Origin of the sequence: Buttiauxella selenatireducens (assembly GCF_031432975.1) — a bacterium.
Lineage (GTDB): Bacteria > Pseudomonadota > Gammaproteobacteria > Enterobacterales > Enterobacteriaceae > Buttiauxella > Buttiauxella selenatireducens.
Genome location: NZ_CP133838.1, coordinates 3,191,228 through 3,205,519, shown reverse-complemented (window position 1 = coordinate 3,205,519; position 14,292 = coordinate 3,191,228). Strand labels below are relative to the sequence as shown.

Annotated in this window: 17 protein-coding genes; all 17 read left to right on the top strand. The window is 54.8% G+C overall.

What is annotated here, in order from left to right; genetic code table 11:
- Nucleotides 1-2 precede the first annotated feature (2 nt).
- The 17 genes from RHD99_RS14705 to RHD99_RS14625 all read left to right on the top strand — a co-directional run bounded on the left by RHD99_RS14705 (nucleotide 3) and on the right by RHD99_RS14625 (nucleotide 13,885).
- Nucleotides 3-548 (top strand): hypothetical protein, encoded by a 546-nt coding sequence (locus RHD99_RS14705; protein WP_309874844.1) that lies wholly within the window; start codon nucleotides 3-5, stop codon nucleotides 546-548.
- On the top strand, nucleotides 545-1,132 hold the full coding sequence (locus tag RHD99_RS14700) for a hypothetical protein (protein ID WP_309874843.1): 588 nt from the start codon (nucleotides 545-547) through the stop codon (nucleotides 1,130-1,132). Before RHD99_RS14705 ends, RHD99_RS14700 begins: the two co-directional genes overlap by 4 nt.
- Nucleotides 1,133-1,471, top strand: a complete 339-nt coding sequence (locus RHD99_RS14695; protein WP_309874841.1) for a hypothetical protein — start codon at nucleotides 1,133-1,135, stop codon at nucleotides 1,469-1,471.
- Nucleotides 1,464-2,471 (top strand): baseplate J/gp47 family protein, encoded by a 1,008-nt coding sequence (locus RHD99_RS14690; protein ID WP_309874839.1) that lies wholly within the window; start codon nucleotides 1,464-1,466, stop codon nucleotides 2,469-2,471. The genes RHD99_RS14695 and RHD99_RS14690 overlap by 8 nt, the downstream gene beginning before the upstream one ends.
- A complete protein-coding gene (locus RHD99_RS14685; RefSeq protein WP_309874838.1) occupies nucleotides 2,461-3,078 on the top strand; it encodes a phage tail protein I in 618 nt (205 codons plus the stop codon). Before RHD99_RS14690 ends, RHD99_RS14685 begins: the two co-directional genes overlap by 11 nt.
- Complete coding sequence (locus tag RHD99_RS14680; RefSeq protein ID WP_309874837.1) at nucleotides 3,075-4,244, top strand: phage tail protein; 1,170 nt, start codon at nucleotides 3,075-3,077, stop codon at nucleotides 4,242-4,244. The genes RHD99_RS14685 and RHD99_RS14680 overlap by 4 nt, the downstream gene beginning before the upstream one ends.
- Nucleotides 4,241-4,843: a tail fiber assembly protein gene (locus RHD99_RS14675; RefSeq protein WP_309874835.1), complete on the top strand. Its 603-nt coding sequence runs from the start codon at nucleotides 4,241-4,243 to the stop codon at nucleotides 4,841-4,843. Before RHD99_RS14680 ends, RHD99_RS14675 begins: the two co-directional genes overlap by 4 nt.
- Nucleotides 4,844-4,899: 56 nt before the next feature.
- Entirely contained in the window at nucleotides 4,900-5,085 is a 186-nt protein-coding gene (locus RHD99_RS14670) for a hypothetical protein (protein ID WP_183271809.1), read from the top strand.
- 10 nt (nucleotides 5,086-5,095) lie between these two features.
- A complete protein-coding gene (locus tag RHD99_RS14665) occupies nucleotides 5,096-6,538 on the top strand; it encodes a phage tail sheath protein (protein ID WP_309874832.1) in 1,443 nt (480 codons plus the stop codon).
- Nucleotides 6,538-7,044 carry a phage major tail tube protein gene (locus tag RHD99_RS14660; protein ID WP_183271807.1) on the top strand — a complete coding sequence of 169 codons (507 nt, stop codon included), beginning with the start codon at nucleotides 6,538-6,540 and terminating at the stop codon, nucleotides 7,042-7,044. The genes RHD99_RS14665 and RHD99_RS14660 overlap by 1 nt, the downstream gene beginning before the upstream one ends.
- A gap of 63 nt (nucleotides 7,045-7,107) precedes the next feature.
- On the top strand, nucleotides 7,108-7,737 hold the full coding sequence (locus tag RHD99_RS14655) for a phage tail assembly protein (protein ID WP_309874831.1): 630 nt from the start codon (nucleotides 7,108-7,110) through the stop codon (nucleotides 7,735-7,737).
- Nucleotides 7,738-7,848: 111 nt separating this feature from the next.
- Complete coding sequence (locus RHD99_RS14650) at nucleotides 7,849-10,887, top strand: phage tail tape measure protein (RefSeq protein ID WP_309874830.1); 3,039 nt, start codon at nucleotides 7,849-7,851, stop codon at nucleotides 10,885-10,887.
- On the top strand, nucleotides 10,887-11,354 hold the full coding sequence (locus RHD99_RS14645; RefSeq protein ID WP_309874828.1) for a phage tail protein: 468 nt from the start codon (nucleotides 10,887-10,889) through the stop codon (nucleotides 11,352-11,354). The genes RHD99_RS14650 and RHD99_RS14645 overlap by 1 nt, the downstream gene beginning before the upstream one ends.
- A complete protein-coding gene (locus RHD99_RS14640) occupies nucleotides 11,351-11,566 on the top strand; it encodes a tail protein X (protein ID WP_309874827.1) in 216 nt (71 codons plus the stop codon). The genes RHD99_RS14645 and RHD99_RS14640 overlap by 4 nt, the downstream gene beginning before the upstream one ends.
- Nucleotides 11,557-12,588: a contractile injection system protein, VgrG/Pvc8 family gene (locus tag RHD99_RS14635; protein ID WP_309874825.1), complete on the top strand. Its 1,032-nt coding sequence runs from the start codon at nucleotides 11,557-11,559 to the stop codon at nucleotides 12,586-12,588. Before RHD99_RS14640 ends, RHD99_RS14635 begins: the two co-directional genes overlap by 10 nt.
- 550 nt (nucleotides 12,589-13,138) lie before the next feature.
- Nucleotides 13,139-13,420 (top strand): hypothetical protein, encoded by a 282-nt coding sequence (locus RHD99_RS14630; protein ID WP_309874824.1) that lies wholly within the window; start codon nucleotides 13,139-13,141, stop codon nucleotides 13,418-13,420.
- 147 nt (nucleotides 13,421-13,567) lie between these two features.
- Nucleotides 13,568-13,885 carry a fimbrial protein gene (locus RHD99_RS14625; RefSeq protein WP_309874822.1) on the top strand — a complete coding sequence of 106 codons (318 nt, stop codon included), beginning with the start codon at nucleotides 13,568-13,570 and terminating at the stop codon, nucleotides 13,883-13,885.
- The last annotated feature ends 407 nt before the right edge of the window (nucleotides 13,886-14,292 follow it).

The following is a 14,292-nucleotide window of genomic DNA, read 5'->3' as shown; positions in this document are numbered from 1 at the left end:
TCATGCGCATCACCATCGAATCCCCTGGTCAGTATTACGAGCAGGTTGTCACTGAGCTGCGCCGCCGCATCACGGCGAGTGTGTCCATCGTCGAATACGACGAGATCTGGAATACCGAAATCACCGGCCCCTCGATAGTCATTCAGTTTGAGGATGCCCACCCCGGCACCCGACAGGCGACAGGTCGTTACACGCATCGCCAGATTATAACCGCCCATTGCCTCATTCCGGTCTCTGTTCCGAAAGCCACGCTGACGGCAACAGATCTTGCCTGCGAGGTGGAGCGCATCATTGATTTAAACCGCTTTGGGATTGACCCGAAATGTGTCGGTGCACCGGATATTCAGGTGAGTGGCGATACCAGTTACCTGTTTGGTTTTGACGGGGTGGTTGCCCGTGGCGTGCAGTGGATACAGCCGCTTTATCTCGGTCAGGATTACTTTGCCGATGAAGAAACTCGCGGCAGTGTCTGGCTGGCGATGAATCCCAAAGATCCGGATGACAAAAACGCATACAGCAAAATATTCCCGGGGGATGCAACAGGATGAATGGTCTGCTCAAACGAATGCTTGCACCCGTCCATGAAGCGTTGGCGGGATTGCAGGAGGCGGCAGAGGATAACCGCCGCCAGGGCAATAATCTGATTTGCAAAGGGGTTGTGAAATCCGCTCCAGGTGGTACCCGTGTGGTGGTCCGGATTGGTGAAAATACGACGCCACCGATCCAGTTTCTGGTGCCTGCCGCAGGGGTGACATCGCATTACCGCTGCCCGTCGCCGGGTGAAATTGCCATCGTGCTGAATTTCGGTACCGGCGATAACTTTGACAGCTGCGTGGCTCTCTGTGGCCTGTGCTCCGACAGCTTTCCGTTTCCGACTGATAATCCTGATGAAGTGATGACTGCATACGGGGAGAAAGCGTACACGAAAGTCGATATCCCCAGCGGGAAACTCACCATTCATGCGGCTGGGGGAGTGGAGTTTGTGGGCACGCCAGAGGTGAAAAACACCGAGGGCGAAATCGCGGACAAGGTTCGGGCGATGTCACTCGACCGCGTCATCTATGATACGCACGATCACCCAGGTGACAGCGGCGGTAAGACGGGTGCAGCTAACCAGAAACAGGGAGGCTGAATGATAGGCATGGACCGACAGACGGGGCGCGCCATTGAAGATATCACCCAGCTCGCCTCCCGGCTGGGGCAGGTCATGACCACCCCAAAAGGGGCGCGTAACCGCCATCGCGATTTTGGTTCTGACGTACTGAAATACCTCAGTGCCAACCTCACCCCCACAACCGCACTCCTGATGAAATCTGCCGCCAGTACCGCGCTTCTTGAACCGGTTAACGGTGTGCTCGACTTTAGCTGCAACAAAATCAACATCCACCCGAAAGCGGGCGGTTGCGCGATGGAGTTTGTGGGCCTGTTCAACGGTAAAACCGCAACCGTGAGTGTAACCCTTAATGTTTAACCCCTTAACCGACCGACTCCCTGTCCCCGATGCCCTGAAAGTGACCGGCGCGACAGCCCGGCTGCCGGAACTGAAGCAGGCGCTGATTGCCGAGGTAACACGCCTGCGTCCGGCGGATGCCGCCGAGATCACCGCGACGCTTGAGAATAACGCGGAAATGCTGACGGTGCTGCTGCAGGCGATGTCGCAGGTGGTCACCACCCGCGAACGCCGCGCCAACTGGCAAATGCTGCAGATGCTCCTGTTGTGGGCTCAGGGCAGTAATCTGGATGCGCGTGCAGCCGATTTTGGTATCAAACGGCAGGTGATAGCCCGGGGCGATCCCGATGCTATTCCGCCAATCCCTGACGAAATGGAAAGTGATGATGATCTGCGTTTTCGCTCTCTGCTGGCTGCCTACGGGTTTGCGACGACGGGGAGCCGGACGGCCTATAAATTTCACGCCATGACCCTCGGTGAAAAACCGCATGTCACCATTGACTCTCCGGAGGCCGGAACGGTCACGGTGACCTACCGCTTCCCGGATAATTCCGCTACGGCAAAAATCCGCGATGCCAGCCCGCGTGTCGAAGAGCCGGGGACCGGCAAGGTTGGTGTGTGGCTGCTTTCGCGCGAAACAGAAAACGGTGTGCCAAGTGATGCGTTGCTTGCGCAGGCGCAGGCATATCTGCGGCGTGAAGATGTGGCACTGGAAACCGACATTATCACCACGTATGCCGGACAACCCCTGGAGTACACAGTGCGTGCCGTCCTGCACGGTAAAAATACCCCGGATGGGCTGATCAATGTGGAGGCTATCCGGCAGGAGTTGGACACCTACACCCGAAACGCCATGCGCCTGGAAGGGCGTATTGACCTCTCGATGCTGTATTACCTGATGCAAAAACCGCAGTCAGTGACCAGCGTTGAACTTCACGAACCGGCAGACACCATCACCACCGACCATACCCAGGCTCCTTACTGCACTGGCATTGCGCTGGAGGTGGTCTATGACCTCTGATGCCAGTATTCAGCCCGATAACCGCTCCGGGCTACAGCATGCACTTGAAAACCTGCTCGATGAGTGCCTGGCCACGATTGAATCGCAAGCACCATATCGAACGCTGCTGTTTCCACGGAATACACCGGCGCAGTATTTGCCGGCGCTGGCCATTGAACGCGGGGTGCTGGACTGGGCTGCCGATGATGCTGAGCAGAGCGTCAGGGGGACGGTGGCAAACGGCCTGATTATTCAGTCGCACGCCTGTACCCGGCAGGGGATTGCTGATGCGCTGGCCGCACTCGGTTTCAATGTCACGGTGGAGCGCAGCGGGCCGTATGCGTTGAGTGTTATTGCTCACCTGATGGAGCAACCACTGGATGAAGCAACCACCCAGCGCGTGCTGGCGCGCATCAATGCTTACAAAGCGGAGCGTGATATTGCTTCGCTGCAACTGGTTCGCGAAGTGATCACCCGGGCATATATCGGTGTGGCCACCACCTCCGGCACTGAAATCAGTATTGGCCCCAAAAAACCAGATGATATTTCGCTGACGGCCAGTGGCTTTAGTGCCTGCGCCATCTACGCAGTAACCGATATCACTATTCCATTCAGGGAGACAGCATGAGTGAGTTTTACGGCATTCTGACCACGGTCGGTGCAGCGGTGTGTGCACAGTCCATCGAAACCGGGCTGGAGGCAAAAATAACGACCTTTGTCATTGGCGACGGTCATGGCGACGTCCCCAGACCTGACGCCACGCAGACTGAACTGGTCAACACCGTTTTTACCGGGCAACTGAACAGTCTGTCACAGGATAAAACCAACCCGTCCATCTTGATAGCTGAAGCCGTGCTGCCCGCCGCCATTGGTCCGTTCTGGATACGTGAGATGGGGATCAAAACGGCGGACGGCACCCTGGTTGCGGTCTGTTCGATGCCCCCACAATACAAAGTGGCAACGGAGGAGGGGGCATCCGGGACGATGGTCATCCGGATGAATGTCATTTTCACCGAAGGGGCGAAGGTCACGCTGATTGTGGATGATTCCACGGTGCTGGCGACCCGCAACTATGTCGACCAGAAGGTTTCGGAGGAAATGGCGGCGCATCTTGAAGACGACGATCCGCATTTTCAGTACCTTAAAGAAGAGGAGGCGGATGAAAAATATCTCCAGATCGCTCAAAACCTTGCTGAGATAAAGGCCGCCGGTGAGCAGGCGATTGCACAAGCCAAAGATAACCTGCTTATCCCACAGGATATTGCGCAGGCCATCGCGGAACATGAAGGCGAGGCTGATCCGCATACGCAATATCTGACAAATGATGATATGCAGGTTTATATTCCGGTTGGTTTCCCGATGCCGTGGCCCGGCGCTACGCCGCCTGCCGGATGGCTGAAATGTAACGGAGCCGCGTTCAGCACCGCACTCTATCCAAAGCTTGCGCAGGCCTATCCTTCAGGGACATTGCCCGATCTACGAGGAGAATTTATCCGTGGCTGGGATGATATGCGTCGGGTGGATAGGGGGCGTGCTCTGCTTTCAGCACAGAAAGGTACGCTGCTGGCCTTTGATGGGTATTCAACGGGTTACCCCAGAAGTCTGCCCTTCCCGAAACTCACCAATGACACTGATCCTTTTAACGGGGACGATTTTGAAGGGGCAGCCCCTGATGTCCATACGACAGAAATTATAGCCGAGAGGAATGGCGTGGGGACTGTAACAGGTGGTTACAACGCGGTGATCACCCGTCCCCGAAACGTGGCATTTAACTACATCGTGAGGGCAGCATGATGACCAACGCGATACTGAATAAAAAACAGATTTGCACCACGGCAGGGATGGTGACGGTCTATAACTTTGACGGTTTAACCGGTGAATATTCGCACCCTTCCGTGGAGGTGCTGCCCGTCGGCGTGGGTATTCCGGCACATGGCTGTACTGAAAAGCCTCCGGCAGAGAAGACGGGCTGGGCTGTGATACGCAATGCTGAGAATACGGCATGGCTCAGTGTTCCTGATCATCGAGGCGAAACCGTGTATTGCACACAGACCGGTGCCTCCGTACCCGTAACGACGCCAGGTGAGTATCCGGATAACACCACGCGGCTGGTCCCCGCCACTGATTTTGATACATGGTCCGGCACTGAATGGGTGACCGATACGGATGCGCAGTCTGCCGCAGCCGTTCAGCATGCCCGGATGAAAAGGGATGAGCTGATCCTCGAGGCTGAAGCAAGGAGCAGCGACTGGAAAGTCGATCTGATGCTGGGAATGCTCAGCGATGAGGACCAGTCCCGGCTGATTGCCTGGCGGGGCTACATCAAACAGCTGCAGTCGCTGGATACGTCAGCCCCTGAGCATATTACCTGGCCGGAACTGCCAACATGTTAACACCTCACCCATTCATGACAGCGACTACGGTCGCTTTTTTTACGTCCGGAGAATCTATGGCGAGCAAAAAATTTATCGTGGTGCGCGGGATTGAACATCCCGGCAGCGGTCACTGGCTTGACGCCGGTACCGCCATTGAACTGACTGAGCGACAGGCCAAAATCCTGCAGCTGAACGGCCACATTAAACCGGCTGATGAGGCGGACACTGCTCAGGCCTCCCACACTAAAAAACGTAAATAAAGGAGCGGTAATGCCAGAAATTACGAGCTTTGTGCATAACGGTGCGTCCGTTGAAAGCAAGAAAGCCCCACAGCCAATGGGACCTGCAGGCGCCACGGTTTTTGGCCTGGTGGGAACCGCCCCGAACCTTGATCCGCTGATCCCGCGTAATAAACCGTACCGCATTACGAATCCGGCCCAGCTTACCGCACTCGATCCGAGCGGTGCAGAGGCGGGTACGCTGTACCCGGCGATTGCGGTTATCCAGCAACTGGCGTCCGTGGCTTGTTATGTGGTGGTGGTTGAAGAAGGGGACGATGAGCCCGCGCCAGCGGATTACACCGGTACCGTGGTTTCCGCGACGGATGAGCCTGTCACCGGCAATGTGGTAGTGGTGCTCAAAGACACTACGCTGACCACCGATGTGACGGATCCGACCGGCTGGAGCGTTACGGTGGGCGGGAAAACCGCCGATGTGGTGAGCTATACCATCAGCGACACTGACACGCTGGTCCTCTCTGGCTCGGCGGGACTGAGTGCAGCTGATGTTGTGCCTGAAACGCTCTTCACCATCAGCGGAAAATCGCAGGTCAGCAACACCACGGTGGCCAACATCATTGGTGGTGTGGATACGGCCACCGGGCGTATCACCGGCATGCAGGCGCTGAAAAACACCCAGGAATCCCTGACGCATATCAGCGCGCCGGGCTTCTGTCAGAAACCGGTCAGTGATGCGCTGGCGGCTCTCGGGGCGAAAATTTATGCCATTCCGGTGGGGGATGGTCCATCCACTAATGACCAGGACGCGATTGATTTGTCTGAATCGATGGCAGTCACCGGCACCGGCTACGACCAGTTTTATCTGGTCGACCCGATGGTGAAAGTCTGGAGCCAGGCAGAGGCGGATTATGTGTACGGCTCCCCGTCAGCGCAGGCGCTGGCCTGTTTTGCCCGTGTGAAGCCGTGGGAATCACCGGGTAAAGGTCGCATGGGGGTCAATATTGAAGGGTTGCAGCGCCATATTGACTACAACCTGCTGGATAAAACCACCAGTGGAGACCTGCTCAACCGCTACGGTGTGAGCTATTTTGCGCGCACGTCACGCGGCGGGTATTCGCTGATTGGTAACCGCACCGTCTCCGGGCGTTTTGTGTCACAGGTGGGGCTTGAGCACACCATCATTCGTAAGCTGTTGGCCACCACCGAAGAAGGGATGGCGGAGAACCTGACCCGAACCTTTATGGATCAGCGCATCAGCCTGATTAATGACTTCTTATCCGGGTTGCAAATGGAAGAGGCGTTAATCGGGGCGCGGGTCTATCTGCACCCGACACTGAACACCACGGACAACTACCGCAACGGTGAATGGCATATTGCCATTAACTATGCCGGTTACAGCCCGAACGAACACGTCGTGTATCACCTGAACGAAGATACCGGCATCGTTGAATCATTCCTGGAGAGCGTACTGTAATGGCTGGAGTATTAACCCGCATGGCCCAGCGCGTCACCATTCAGGGGGTTCCCCTGTATCTGACGCTGGAAGATGTTGCCGATCCGGCACCGAAAAAAGTGATGGAAAAAACGCGCGGTGGCTCGTTTGTGGAGCGCGAAGTGGCGACTGGCATTGAAGCGATGACCGGCAGCATCACCGTCAAAGGCGCACGCTCTGAAATCCTGGTGATGTACGGCCTGCAGGCCGGTTCAAGCTGCGCGGTCACCATCGAAGAGGCTTACCGGGATGAGGACGGGGAAGAATTTAAGGTGAAGGCCGAATGGATTGGCGAAATTAATAACATCGAGGACAGCAACACCAAAATGAGTGAGCTGTCCCAGACGGTGCTGAGCTTGTCCTGTAAGCGCAAGAAAAAGACCATCAACGGCAAAATCTGCTGGGAAGTCGCCAGCGACGGCAGCGTGGTCAATCTTGGTCAGGAAGACTTCCTCGCCCCGTTCCGCGCCATGATTGGTATGAACTAACCGTCACATTCACAACACCTGACCCCGCCATTGTGCGGGGTTTTTTATTTATCCGGAGTCGCTATGTCCTTTATCCGAACAATCCCGTTGGTCTTTCCGATCACCACCGCCAATGGTGTGTTAAGCACGCTCACCGTCTGCACCCTGACGGCTAAGCAGGTGCGTGAAATCGGTAAAAAATTTGATGCCGACAATGATCCCTCTGGCTTCCATGCCCTCGACCAGGAGTTTGAGCTGGCGGTCGCGATGACCGGTCAGACGGATGACATCATCGCTCAGTTGAAAAAACCGGACTACAACAGCCTGGTCGTACAGGTAGATCGCCTGACCAATTACACCACTGCCGACCTGTTGGAAGAAGAGGCGGACGCGAAGCGTGAGGCCGGGGAAAAAGCAGACACTATCACCTTTTTACCGGACAGCCCGACGCTGCTGGTTGCCATCCATGATCCAGTCAACGGTGAGATGACGGAGTATCGACTGCAGCCGCCGACCGTAGGACTGACCCGCCAGCTACGGATTGAAAAAGACGCACACAGGCGCGGGATGATGGTGGCCAGTAGCTGTACCGGTCTGCACCAGGATGTTATCGATCAGTTTCATATGCCGGACTTTAACCACCTGATGGAGCGGGTGCGCGATTTTTTGACGCAACAGGGGGACTTCTTTCAGACGGAGACGTTGACCGACTGACCGATATCCTCCCGCTGGTTTATCACGCCAGCGAAAGTGAAATTCTTTCCTGGTCAGCCCCCCGCGCACTGAAGCGTTACGAGCTGGCCATGATGAAATTAGGGGTGAAACGTGGCGGATAAAAAAGTCTCGGTCCTGCTCAGTGCAAAGGATGCGATGAGTCCGGCCTTTACGTCAGCGGATAAGTCGCTGAACACCATGCGTAAAAGTGCTGCGGAGGTGGGGGCGGCACTCGGAAACCTGAAAAAGCAGCAGGGTGATGCACAGGCACATCTGAAAACCCAGCAGGCACTGAAAGAAACAAACCGGCAGCTGAGCGAAAACAAAAAGCGTGTTGATGCCGCTGGTCAGGCTTTGCGTGAGGCGCAGGCGGAACAGCGTCGTTATCAGAAAGGGATAGCCGGTGCGGAAGAAACACTGCGCAATCTGGATGTGGAGCTGGCCCGTAACGGGAAGCTGACCCGCGAGCAGCGTGTGGAACATACACGCGCCACGCAATCTCTGGAACAACTTCGTCCGGCCTACAAAAAGGCGTCAGCGGAGGTTGCCGGCAAGCGCCGTGAAGACAACGCCGCAACCCGTGAAATGCACTCTCTGACCGCGGCGGCAGACAAAGAAAAAGTCCGGCTACAGTCGCTGGGAAGTGCGCTGAAAAAGACCGGCGTGGACACCCGCAATCTGGCCAAAGAGCAAACCCGACTGACCGCCGATGCTGGCAAGGCCAGTGCAGCACTGCAAAAGCAGGAACGGCGCATTCAGACGATGAACAGCGCACGGGCAAAAATGGAGGATAACCGCGCCACCCGTGCCAGCCTGAAAGGGCAGGTACTGGGGACCGCCGTTGCTGCCGCCCCTCTGGTGGCGATGGGGAAAAAAGCTATGGACTACGAGTATGCGTGGTCTGACGTGCAAAAAGTGGTGAATTTCCGTGATGCGGATGAGGATCGCAACTTCCAGCTGCAGGTCCGCAACCAGGCGAAAAAACTGGGGATCTCCCAGCAGGGCATGACAGAAATTGTCGCGGCTGGTGGACAGGCCGGTGTGGCGAATGGTGCTGACGGCAAGGTGGACTCAAAGCAACTGCTGAAGTTTTCCGTTGATGCCGCAAAACTGGCGGTGGCGTTTGATACTGATGCCGCTACTGCCGGTGACACCATGGCAAAGCTGCGCACCTCCATGAAGCTGGATCAGAACCAGGTGATGAAACTGGCTGACTATATCAACCAGACCTCGAACGAAATGGCAGCAAAACCGATGGAAGTAGCCGCCATCATGCGTCGCATGGGCGCGAATACGAAGCTATCCGGGTTCAGTAATAATCAGTCCGCCGCACTGGCCGCCACACTGGTCGCTTCGGGTGAAACAGAAGAAACCGGTGCGACGGCCATGAAGAATATTTCAGGTCGTCTGACCGCTGGCTTTGCCACAACAAAATCGGGCCGTAACGGATTATCAATGCTCGGTTTTGAGCCAAATCAGCTGGCCAGAGATATGCAGAAAAACGCCCCGGCCACGCTAATTAAAGTGCTGGAGGCGGTGAAGAAACAGTCACCGGAAAAGCAAAAAGCCATTATCAGCCAGATCTTTGGTGAGGAAGTATCCGGTGCGGTGGCAAAACTTGCCGGAAATGTTGACCTGCTCAAAAAGGCCATGACCAGTGCCGGTAACGAGGCGGCCTATGCAGGCTCAATGGAGCAGGAGTATCAGAAAAAAACCGCTACCCGCAAAGCCCGAATGGACCGGATGCAGTCGGGGCTGGAAAGCCTGAGTATCTCCCTTGGGACGTTGCTTTTGCCGGTGATCGATGAACTTGAGCCACCGGTGAGCGCACTGGCTGACGGACTGAGCAACCTGCTGGAAACTTCAGAAACGGCGAAATCGACCTTTGGCTGGGCGCTGAAAATCGGTGCGGGCCTGGTGGCCCTGAAAGGCGTGCATATCGTGGCCAAAGGTCTGATATCGATGTTCAGCGACCTGAAGCAACTTGGCCGCATGGGCAAGGCAAAGCTGGGCGGTGCCACAGACCACACCACGATTTCCGCCAATCGCGCCGCAGCGGCGCTCGAGCGCATGAATCGCCAGATGGACCGCATGGGTGGCGGTGGAAAGGCCGCAGGCAGTGGAGATCCATCAGGGGGCAGGAAGGGGAAGAAAGGCAAAAAAGGAAAAGGCGGCTCCCGCAGACCTCATTCTGCCGGGGAGGAGTATACCGCCTCCGGAAGTGATACGCGCAGACCGGTACGTTCGCGCGGGAGGGGACTTGCCGGTGCGGTGATGTCTTATGCGATTCCGTTTGCGGCGACGTACGGGTTGGATTATCTGCAGGGAAAATTCAGCGATGATGACATGCCTGAACCGTCATTGCCGGGGGATGCCAGCGGAACGGGGAAAGAGGTGACAAACGCGCCTGTTGCGAGGGTACAACCAGCCATGGCAGGGATGTTGCCTGCGCTCAGTGATGATGTGAATTATCTGCAGACCGGCGCGCAACTGTCCTCGCCGTTTATCAAAGGTGCAGGTCGGATGTTTACACCACTCGCCCTTGCTGGTGGCGCCATCAACACGGCATCTGTGGTGATGAACGGCGGCAGTGCGGCAGAGGTGGGTGGCGCGGTCGGGAGTACGGGCGGTGCGCTGGCAGGGGCCGCAGTGGGGGCCGCGATTGGCACGGCAATCCTTCCGGGTATCGGCACAGCGGTGGGTGGGGCAATTGGGGGGCTTGCGGGCAGCGAACTGGGGCAGAAGATGGGCGAGGTGGTCGGTCCTTACATCAAGGAAGGATGGGAAGGCATCAAGGGCTGGTTCAGCAGTGATGACAGTACGTCGCCGGCCAGCGATAAGGTGGCGAAAGTACAACCGAAGGACCTGGCAAAAGTCAGCGACCAGACCCTCACACCCGCGATTGATGCCGCCGTGGAGCAGGCAAAGAAAAGCCAGCCACTCCCTCCACCTGTTTACCACATTAAGGTCGAAAACAGCCCGCATTTTGATGTTAAAGCTTCCGGCGATCCGGCGCAGGACAATGCGCTGGCGCAGAAAATCAAAACCATTCTGGAGCAGACACAGACCAAAGTCCTGCACGAAGCCCTGGCGCAGATTGGCCCGGATGCACGACTGAATGCCTCACTGAGTGGGCAAAGGAGCGATTAATGCTGGAAATGCTGTCTGACCAGTACGTCAGCCATGAGACTGAAATGTCGCCCACGCAATTTGTGCTGGGCGATTTTGTTTTCAGTCTGCCGGAAAACACCCCGGCGACGTCCCTGTCTCGCAAATATGACGGCGGGTGGGTGGTGATTGACCTACTTAATGAGCTGCCCTGCCAGCAACAGACCGGACGCGCGCTCGATGAGCGAGTGATCAAGTGCGAGTGGTTCCGGGAGGCGGGGCAGGACAACATTGAAAAACTGGTGAAACTGCGAGACGGCAAAAAGCCTCTGGCGCTGGTCCGGGGGGACGGCACGCTGCTCGGGCAATGGACTCTGACCGGGTTCGATGTCGACGAAAGCTGGCTCTACCATGAAGCCAAATCCATGAAGCAGGGTGTGACCATCAACCTGCGGGAGTTCGCCAATAAGCCGCTTGAACAAAAGAAGCAGGGAGGAAGTACTGAATGAAGGTCAGAAGCCGCGACCGTGACAACCTGGGGGAGATTGCCTGGATAAAGCTGGGACGCGATGACGATGAAACGGAGCAACTGATTTACGAGCTGAATCCACACCTGCACCTGTATGGGCGGGTGTTGCCTCTCGGCGTGGTTATCGAGCTGCCGGAGCTGACAAAAACCACTCATACTGAAGCGGATCAACAGGTAACCGTATGGAGCTAGGATTTACGCCAGTACATTACTGCGAAGGACCGGGCGCAGACATTATTAACGGGCGCATGACGACATTTGAGCGCATCGATGTCAGCAGCGGGAAGGAAACGGATCGGCTGATACTGACCGTGGATGTGACGGGACTGAAAGGTATCCCGCAGGAAGGCGGCGTGCTGACGTGGTTTGAGGGGTATGAAGAAAGCGGTGTGGTGAACATCGGTAGATTCAAAATCACAACGATTACCCCACAGCTGTTTCCCCGCATTATTACGATCACCGCAACGGCAGCACCGTTTGAAAAGGAAGATAAAACCGGCTTCCGGCAGCGGCGCTCAGCCTCGTGGGACAACACCACGCTGGGCGAAATCTTCCAGACTATCGCCCAACGCCATAACCTGTCACCACGTATGGACGCCCGCCTCAGCAGCTTTACCTACCCGCACACCGATCAGATAAACGAGACGGACTCCGCCTTTCTCAACCGGCTGGCAGAAGAGCATGATGCGGTGGCCAAACCGGTCAATGGGGCTTACATCCTGGCATTACGCGGTGAGGCTAAATCCATCACCGGGAAAACCCTGCCTGTGGTGAAACTGACTTGCCCGCCAGAAAATCACCCCGGTAATCAGCAGTTCATCCAGTGCGCAATTGATACGCCGGGCAAGAAAAGTGTCAGCGGCGTTAGGGTGAACTACACCGACGAGGCAACGGGTGAAACGCACAGCCTGACCAGTGGTGAGGCACCCTACCGCACAATGCCGGGAACGTATATCAATAAGGAGCATGCCGAAGCGGTACTGAAAGGAGGCCATCGCAGAGCGAAACGTGATGCGTCAAAAATCCAGCTGGATACACCCGGCAATCCGTATGTGGCAGCGGAGGGGATAATTGAGCTGGACAACACGTTTCCGGACGGTATGAGGGGAAGGATAAGCATTGACCGTGTGGAGGTGCGCTGCAGCAGGGGGGAGGGATACCGGATGAGCATTACTGCAAGTAATCCTATGAACAGTAATAAAAAGCAGCCATAGTTGGCTGCTATTAAGAATAGCCCCATAATAATTTTATGCTCACTGGCTGGCTTTTATACCGACCTTTACTATTTGGGAAATGCATGACCAATTTTATCAAAGCTGTTGAGGCCATAGGGATTGTCATTCGTCGGAGGAATTATAGTTTGGGATGTAGAGTATTATCTGGCAAATCCACCAATAATCATAAAAATCAGCAGCACTAATTTTTATGATTACTATATTATATGTCTTTTAATGTCAGAGCAGTCACGTTCATGACAATGAAGTGCTACTGTTCGGATGTCTGGGTTGTGGTGATGGCGCAAGTCTCTGATATGCAGTTTTTAAAAAAAGCTTTTTCAGTGCTATTTACATCGACTGGGGTAACATATCTAAAGGAATGATCGTAATAAAACGAAGCAACGTAATATGCTGTTTTTACTTGCCACCTCAGACCTCTTATTCGATTCCTGGCCATAAGTTGATTGTGATAAAATCGCGGCAACTCTGTGGAGATATATAGAAAAAGACATGGCAGTTATTTTTTATAACATAAGGAGCATTGCATATGATAAAAGCATCAATTTCATTAATGGCCGTGGTATTGTTTTTTTGTACGGCTGGGACCGCTTTGGCAATGAATGTGCCAGTCGATAACAGTGGCAGTACATTTAGAAAAACAGGCTGGACTATGTGGCACAGATCGAATCTTCCAGGAGCTAGTTCTTCTTGTACCCGAAATTATTACAAAAAAGGTGTTTATCAGTCGCAACAGAATAAGTTTGTGTATGACTGGCAGAAATGCGGAAGTGATAAAAATGCCATATCAGCCAGATTATGGCCTAGTTAATTATCGAACGAAGGCCACGCTCTTTGTAATGGAATGGCCTTCTCCTGGCAAGGCAGATGTTCTGAATCCCCAAGTGGCACAACTTGGGGTTCGACGCTCAGTGGAACAATCCGCTCGCACAAGGACACCTATAACACGGCGGAGTCAATGATGAACTTTCCACTGCAAACCATCTCCGTCTCGACACTGAATGCGGCTTCAGGCCCGATCCCCGCATCAAACTTTACCGTTCAAATTCAGTGCAACGAAGCCACCGACATCAGCATTGCATTCAGTGATGCCTATGATCCGTTGAATAATACAGACATTTTATCTGCGTCGGCGGAGAGCACGGCCAGGCGAGCGGGCCTGCAACTGTCATCTTTATCGAAAGGCGTCATCACGCTCGAGGCAGGGTACAAACCTCGATTTTCCGGAGGCGAACGGGTTAATCAGTACCCCGATATCGGCGGCGTAGGGGTTTGAGGGACAATGGAACGGAAACGTACGCTAGAGAAGTAACTAGTAGATATGTAATCACATGATAGACATTGAGAAATACCATCGAAATGGTGATTTTGTAGTCAAAAAATGGCATTTAACGGACACTAATGTCTAATAATCTAATTTTTCAGACGTCTGTTTTCCTCTTAACGTACGAATGGGCCTCAAACCTCCTAGGGCGTTCAGACCCTCGAGCCTCTCCCCAATACTGGCCGGTGCAGGCAGTAACTGTTTACCATCATCATTAAAACCAATATCCAGTGCGCTTTTCAGCAGACAGATACTGTTCACCGACGCCGATGGCAGGACCTGACGTTTACCACCCCATTCACTGTCACTGAGTACAGGCATAATGAAACTCATAAATATTCATGGAATAAATAAATGAA

Bases quoted from the DNA above. Each gene is read 5' to 3' on its own strand.
- RHD99_RS14705 (WP_309874844.1), top strand. From the start codon at position 3: ATGCGCATCACCATCGAATCCCCTGGTCAGTATTACGAGCAGGTTGTC.
- RHD99_RS14700 (WP_309874843.1), top strand. From the start codon at position 545: ATGAATGGTCTGCTCAAACGAATGCTTGCACCCGTCCATGAAGCGTTG.
- RHD99_RS14695 (WP_309874841.1), top strand. From the start codon at position 1,133: ATGATAGGCATGGACCGACAGACGGGGCGCGCCATTGAAGATATCACC.
- RHD99_RS14690 (WP_309874839.1), top strand. From the start codon at position 1,464: ATGTTTAACCCCTTAACCGACCGACTCCCTGTCCCCGATGCCCTGAAA.
- RHD99_RS14685 (WP_309874838.1), top strand. From the start codon at position 2,461: ATGACCTCTGATGCCAGTATTCAGCCCGATAACCGCTCCGGGCTACAG.
- RHD99_RS14680 (WP_309874837.1), top strand. From the start codon at position 3,075: ATGAGTGAGTTTTACGGCATTCTGACCACGGTCGGTGCAGCGGTGTGT.
- RHD99_RS14675 (WP_309874835.1), top strand. From the start codon at position 4,241: ATGATGACCAACGCGATACTGAATAAAAAACAGATTTGCACCACGGCA.
- RHD99_RS14670 (WP_183271809.1), top strand. From the start codon at position 4,900: ATGGCGAGCAAAAAATTTATCGTGGTGCGCGGGATTGAACATCCCGGC.
- RHD99_RS14665 (WP_309874832.1), top strand. From the start codon at position 5,096: ATGCCAGAAATTACGAGCTTTGTGCATAACGGTGCGTCCGTTGAAAGC.
- RHD99_RS14660 (WP_183271807.1), top strand. From the start codon at position 6,538: ATGGCTGGAGTATTAACCCGCATGGCCCAGCGCGTCACCATTCAGGGG.
- RHD99_RS14655 (WP_309874831.1), top strand. From the start codon at position 7,108: ATGTCCTTTATCCGAACAATCCCGTTGGTCTTTCCGATCACCACCGCC.
- RHD99_RS14645 (WP_309874828.1), top strand. From the start codon at position 10,887: ATGCTGGAAATGCTGTCTGACCAGTACGTCAGCCATGAGACTGAAATG.
- RHD99_RS14640 (WP_309874827.1), top strand. From the start codon at position 11,351: ATGAAGGTCAGAAGCCGCGACCGTGACAACCTGGGGGAGATTGCCTGG.
- RHD99_RS14635 (WP_309874825.1), top strand. From the start codon at position 11,557: ATGGAGCTAGGATTTACGCCAGTACATTACTGCGAAGGACCGGGCGCA.
- RHD99_RS14630 (WP_309874824.1), top strand. From the start codon at position 13,139: ATGATAAAAGCATCAATTTCATTAATGGCCGTGGTATTGTTTTTTTGT.
- RHD99_RS14625 (WP_309874822.1), top strand. From the start codon at position 13,568: ATGATGAACTTTCCACTGCAAACCATCTCCGTCTCGACACTGAATGCG.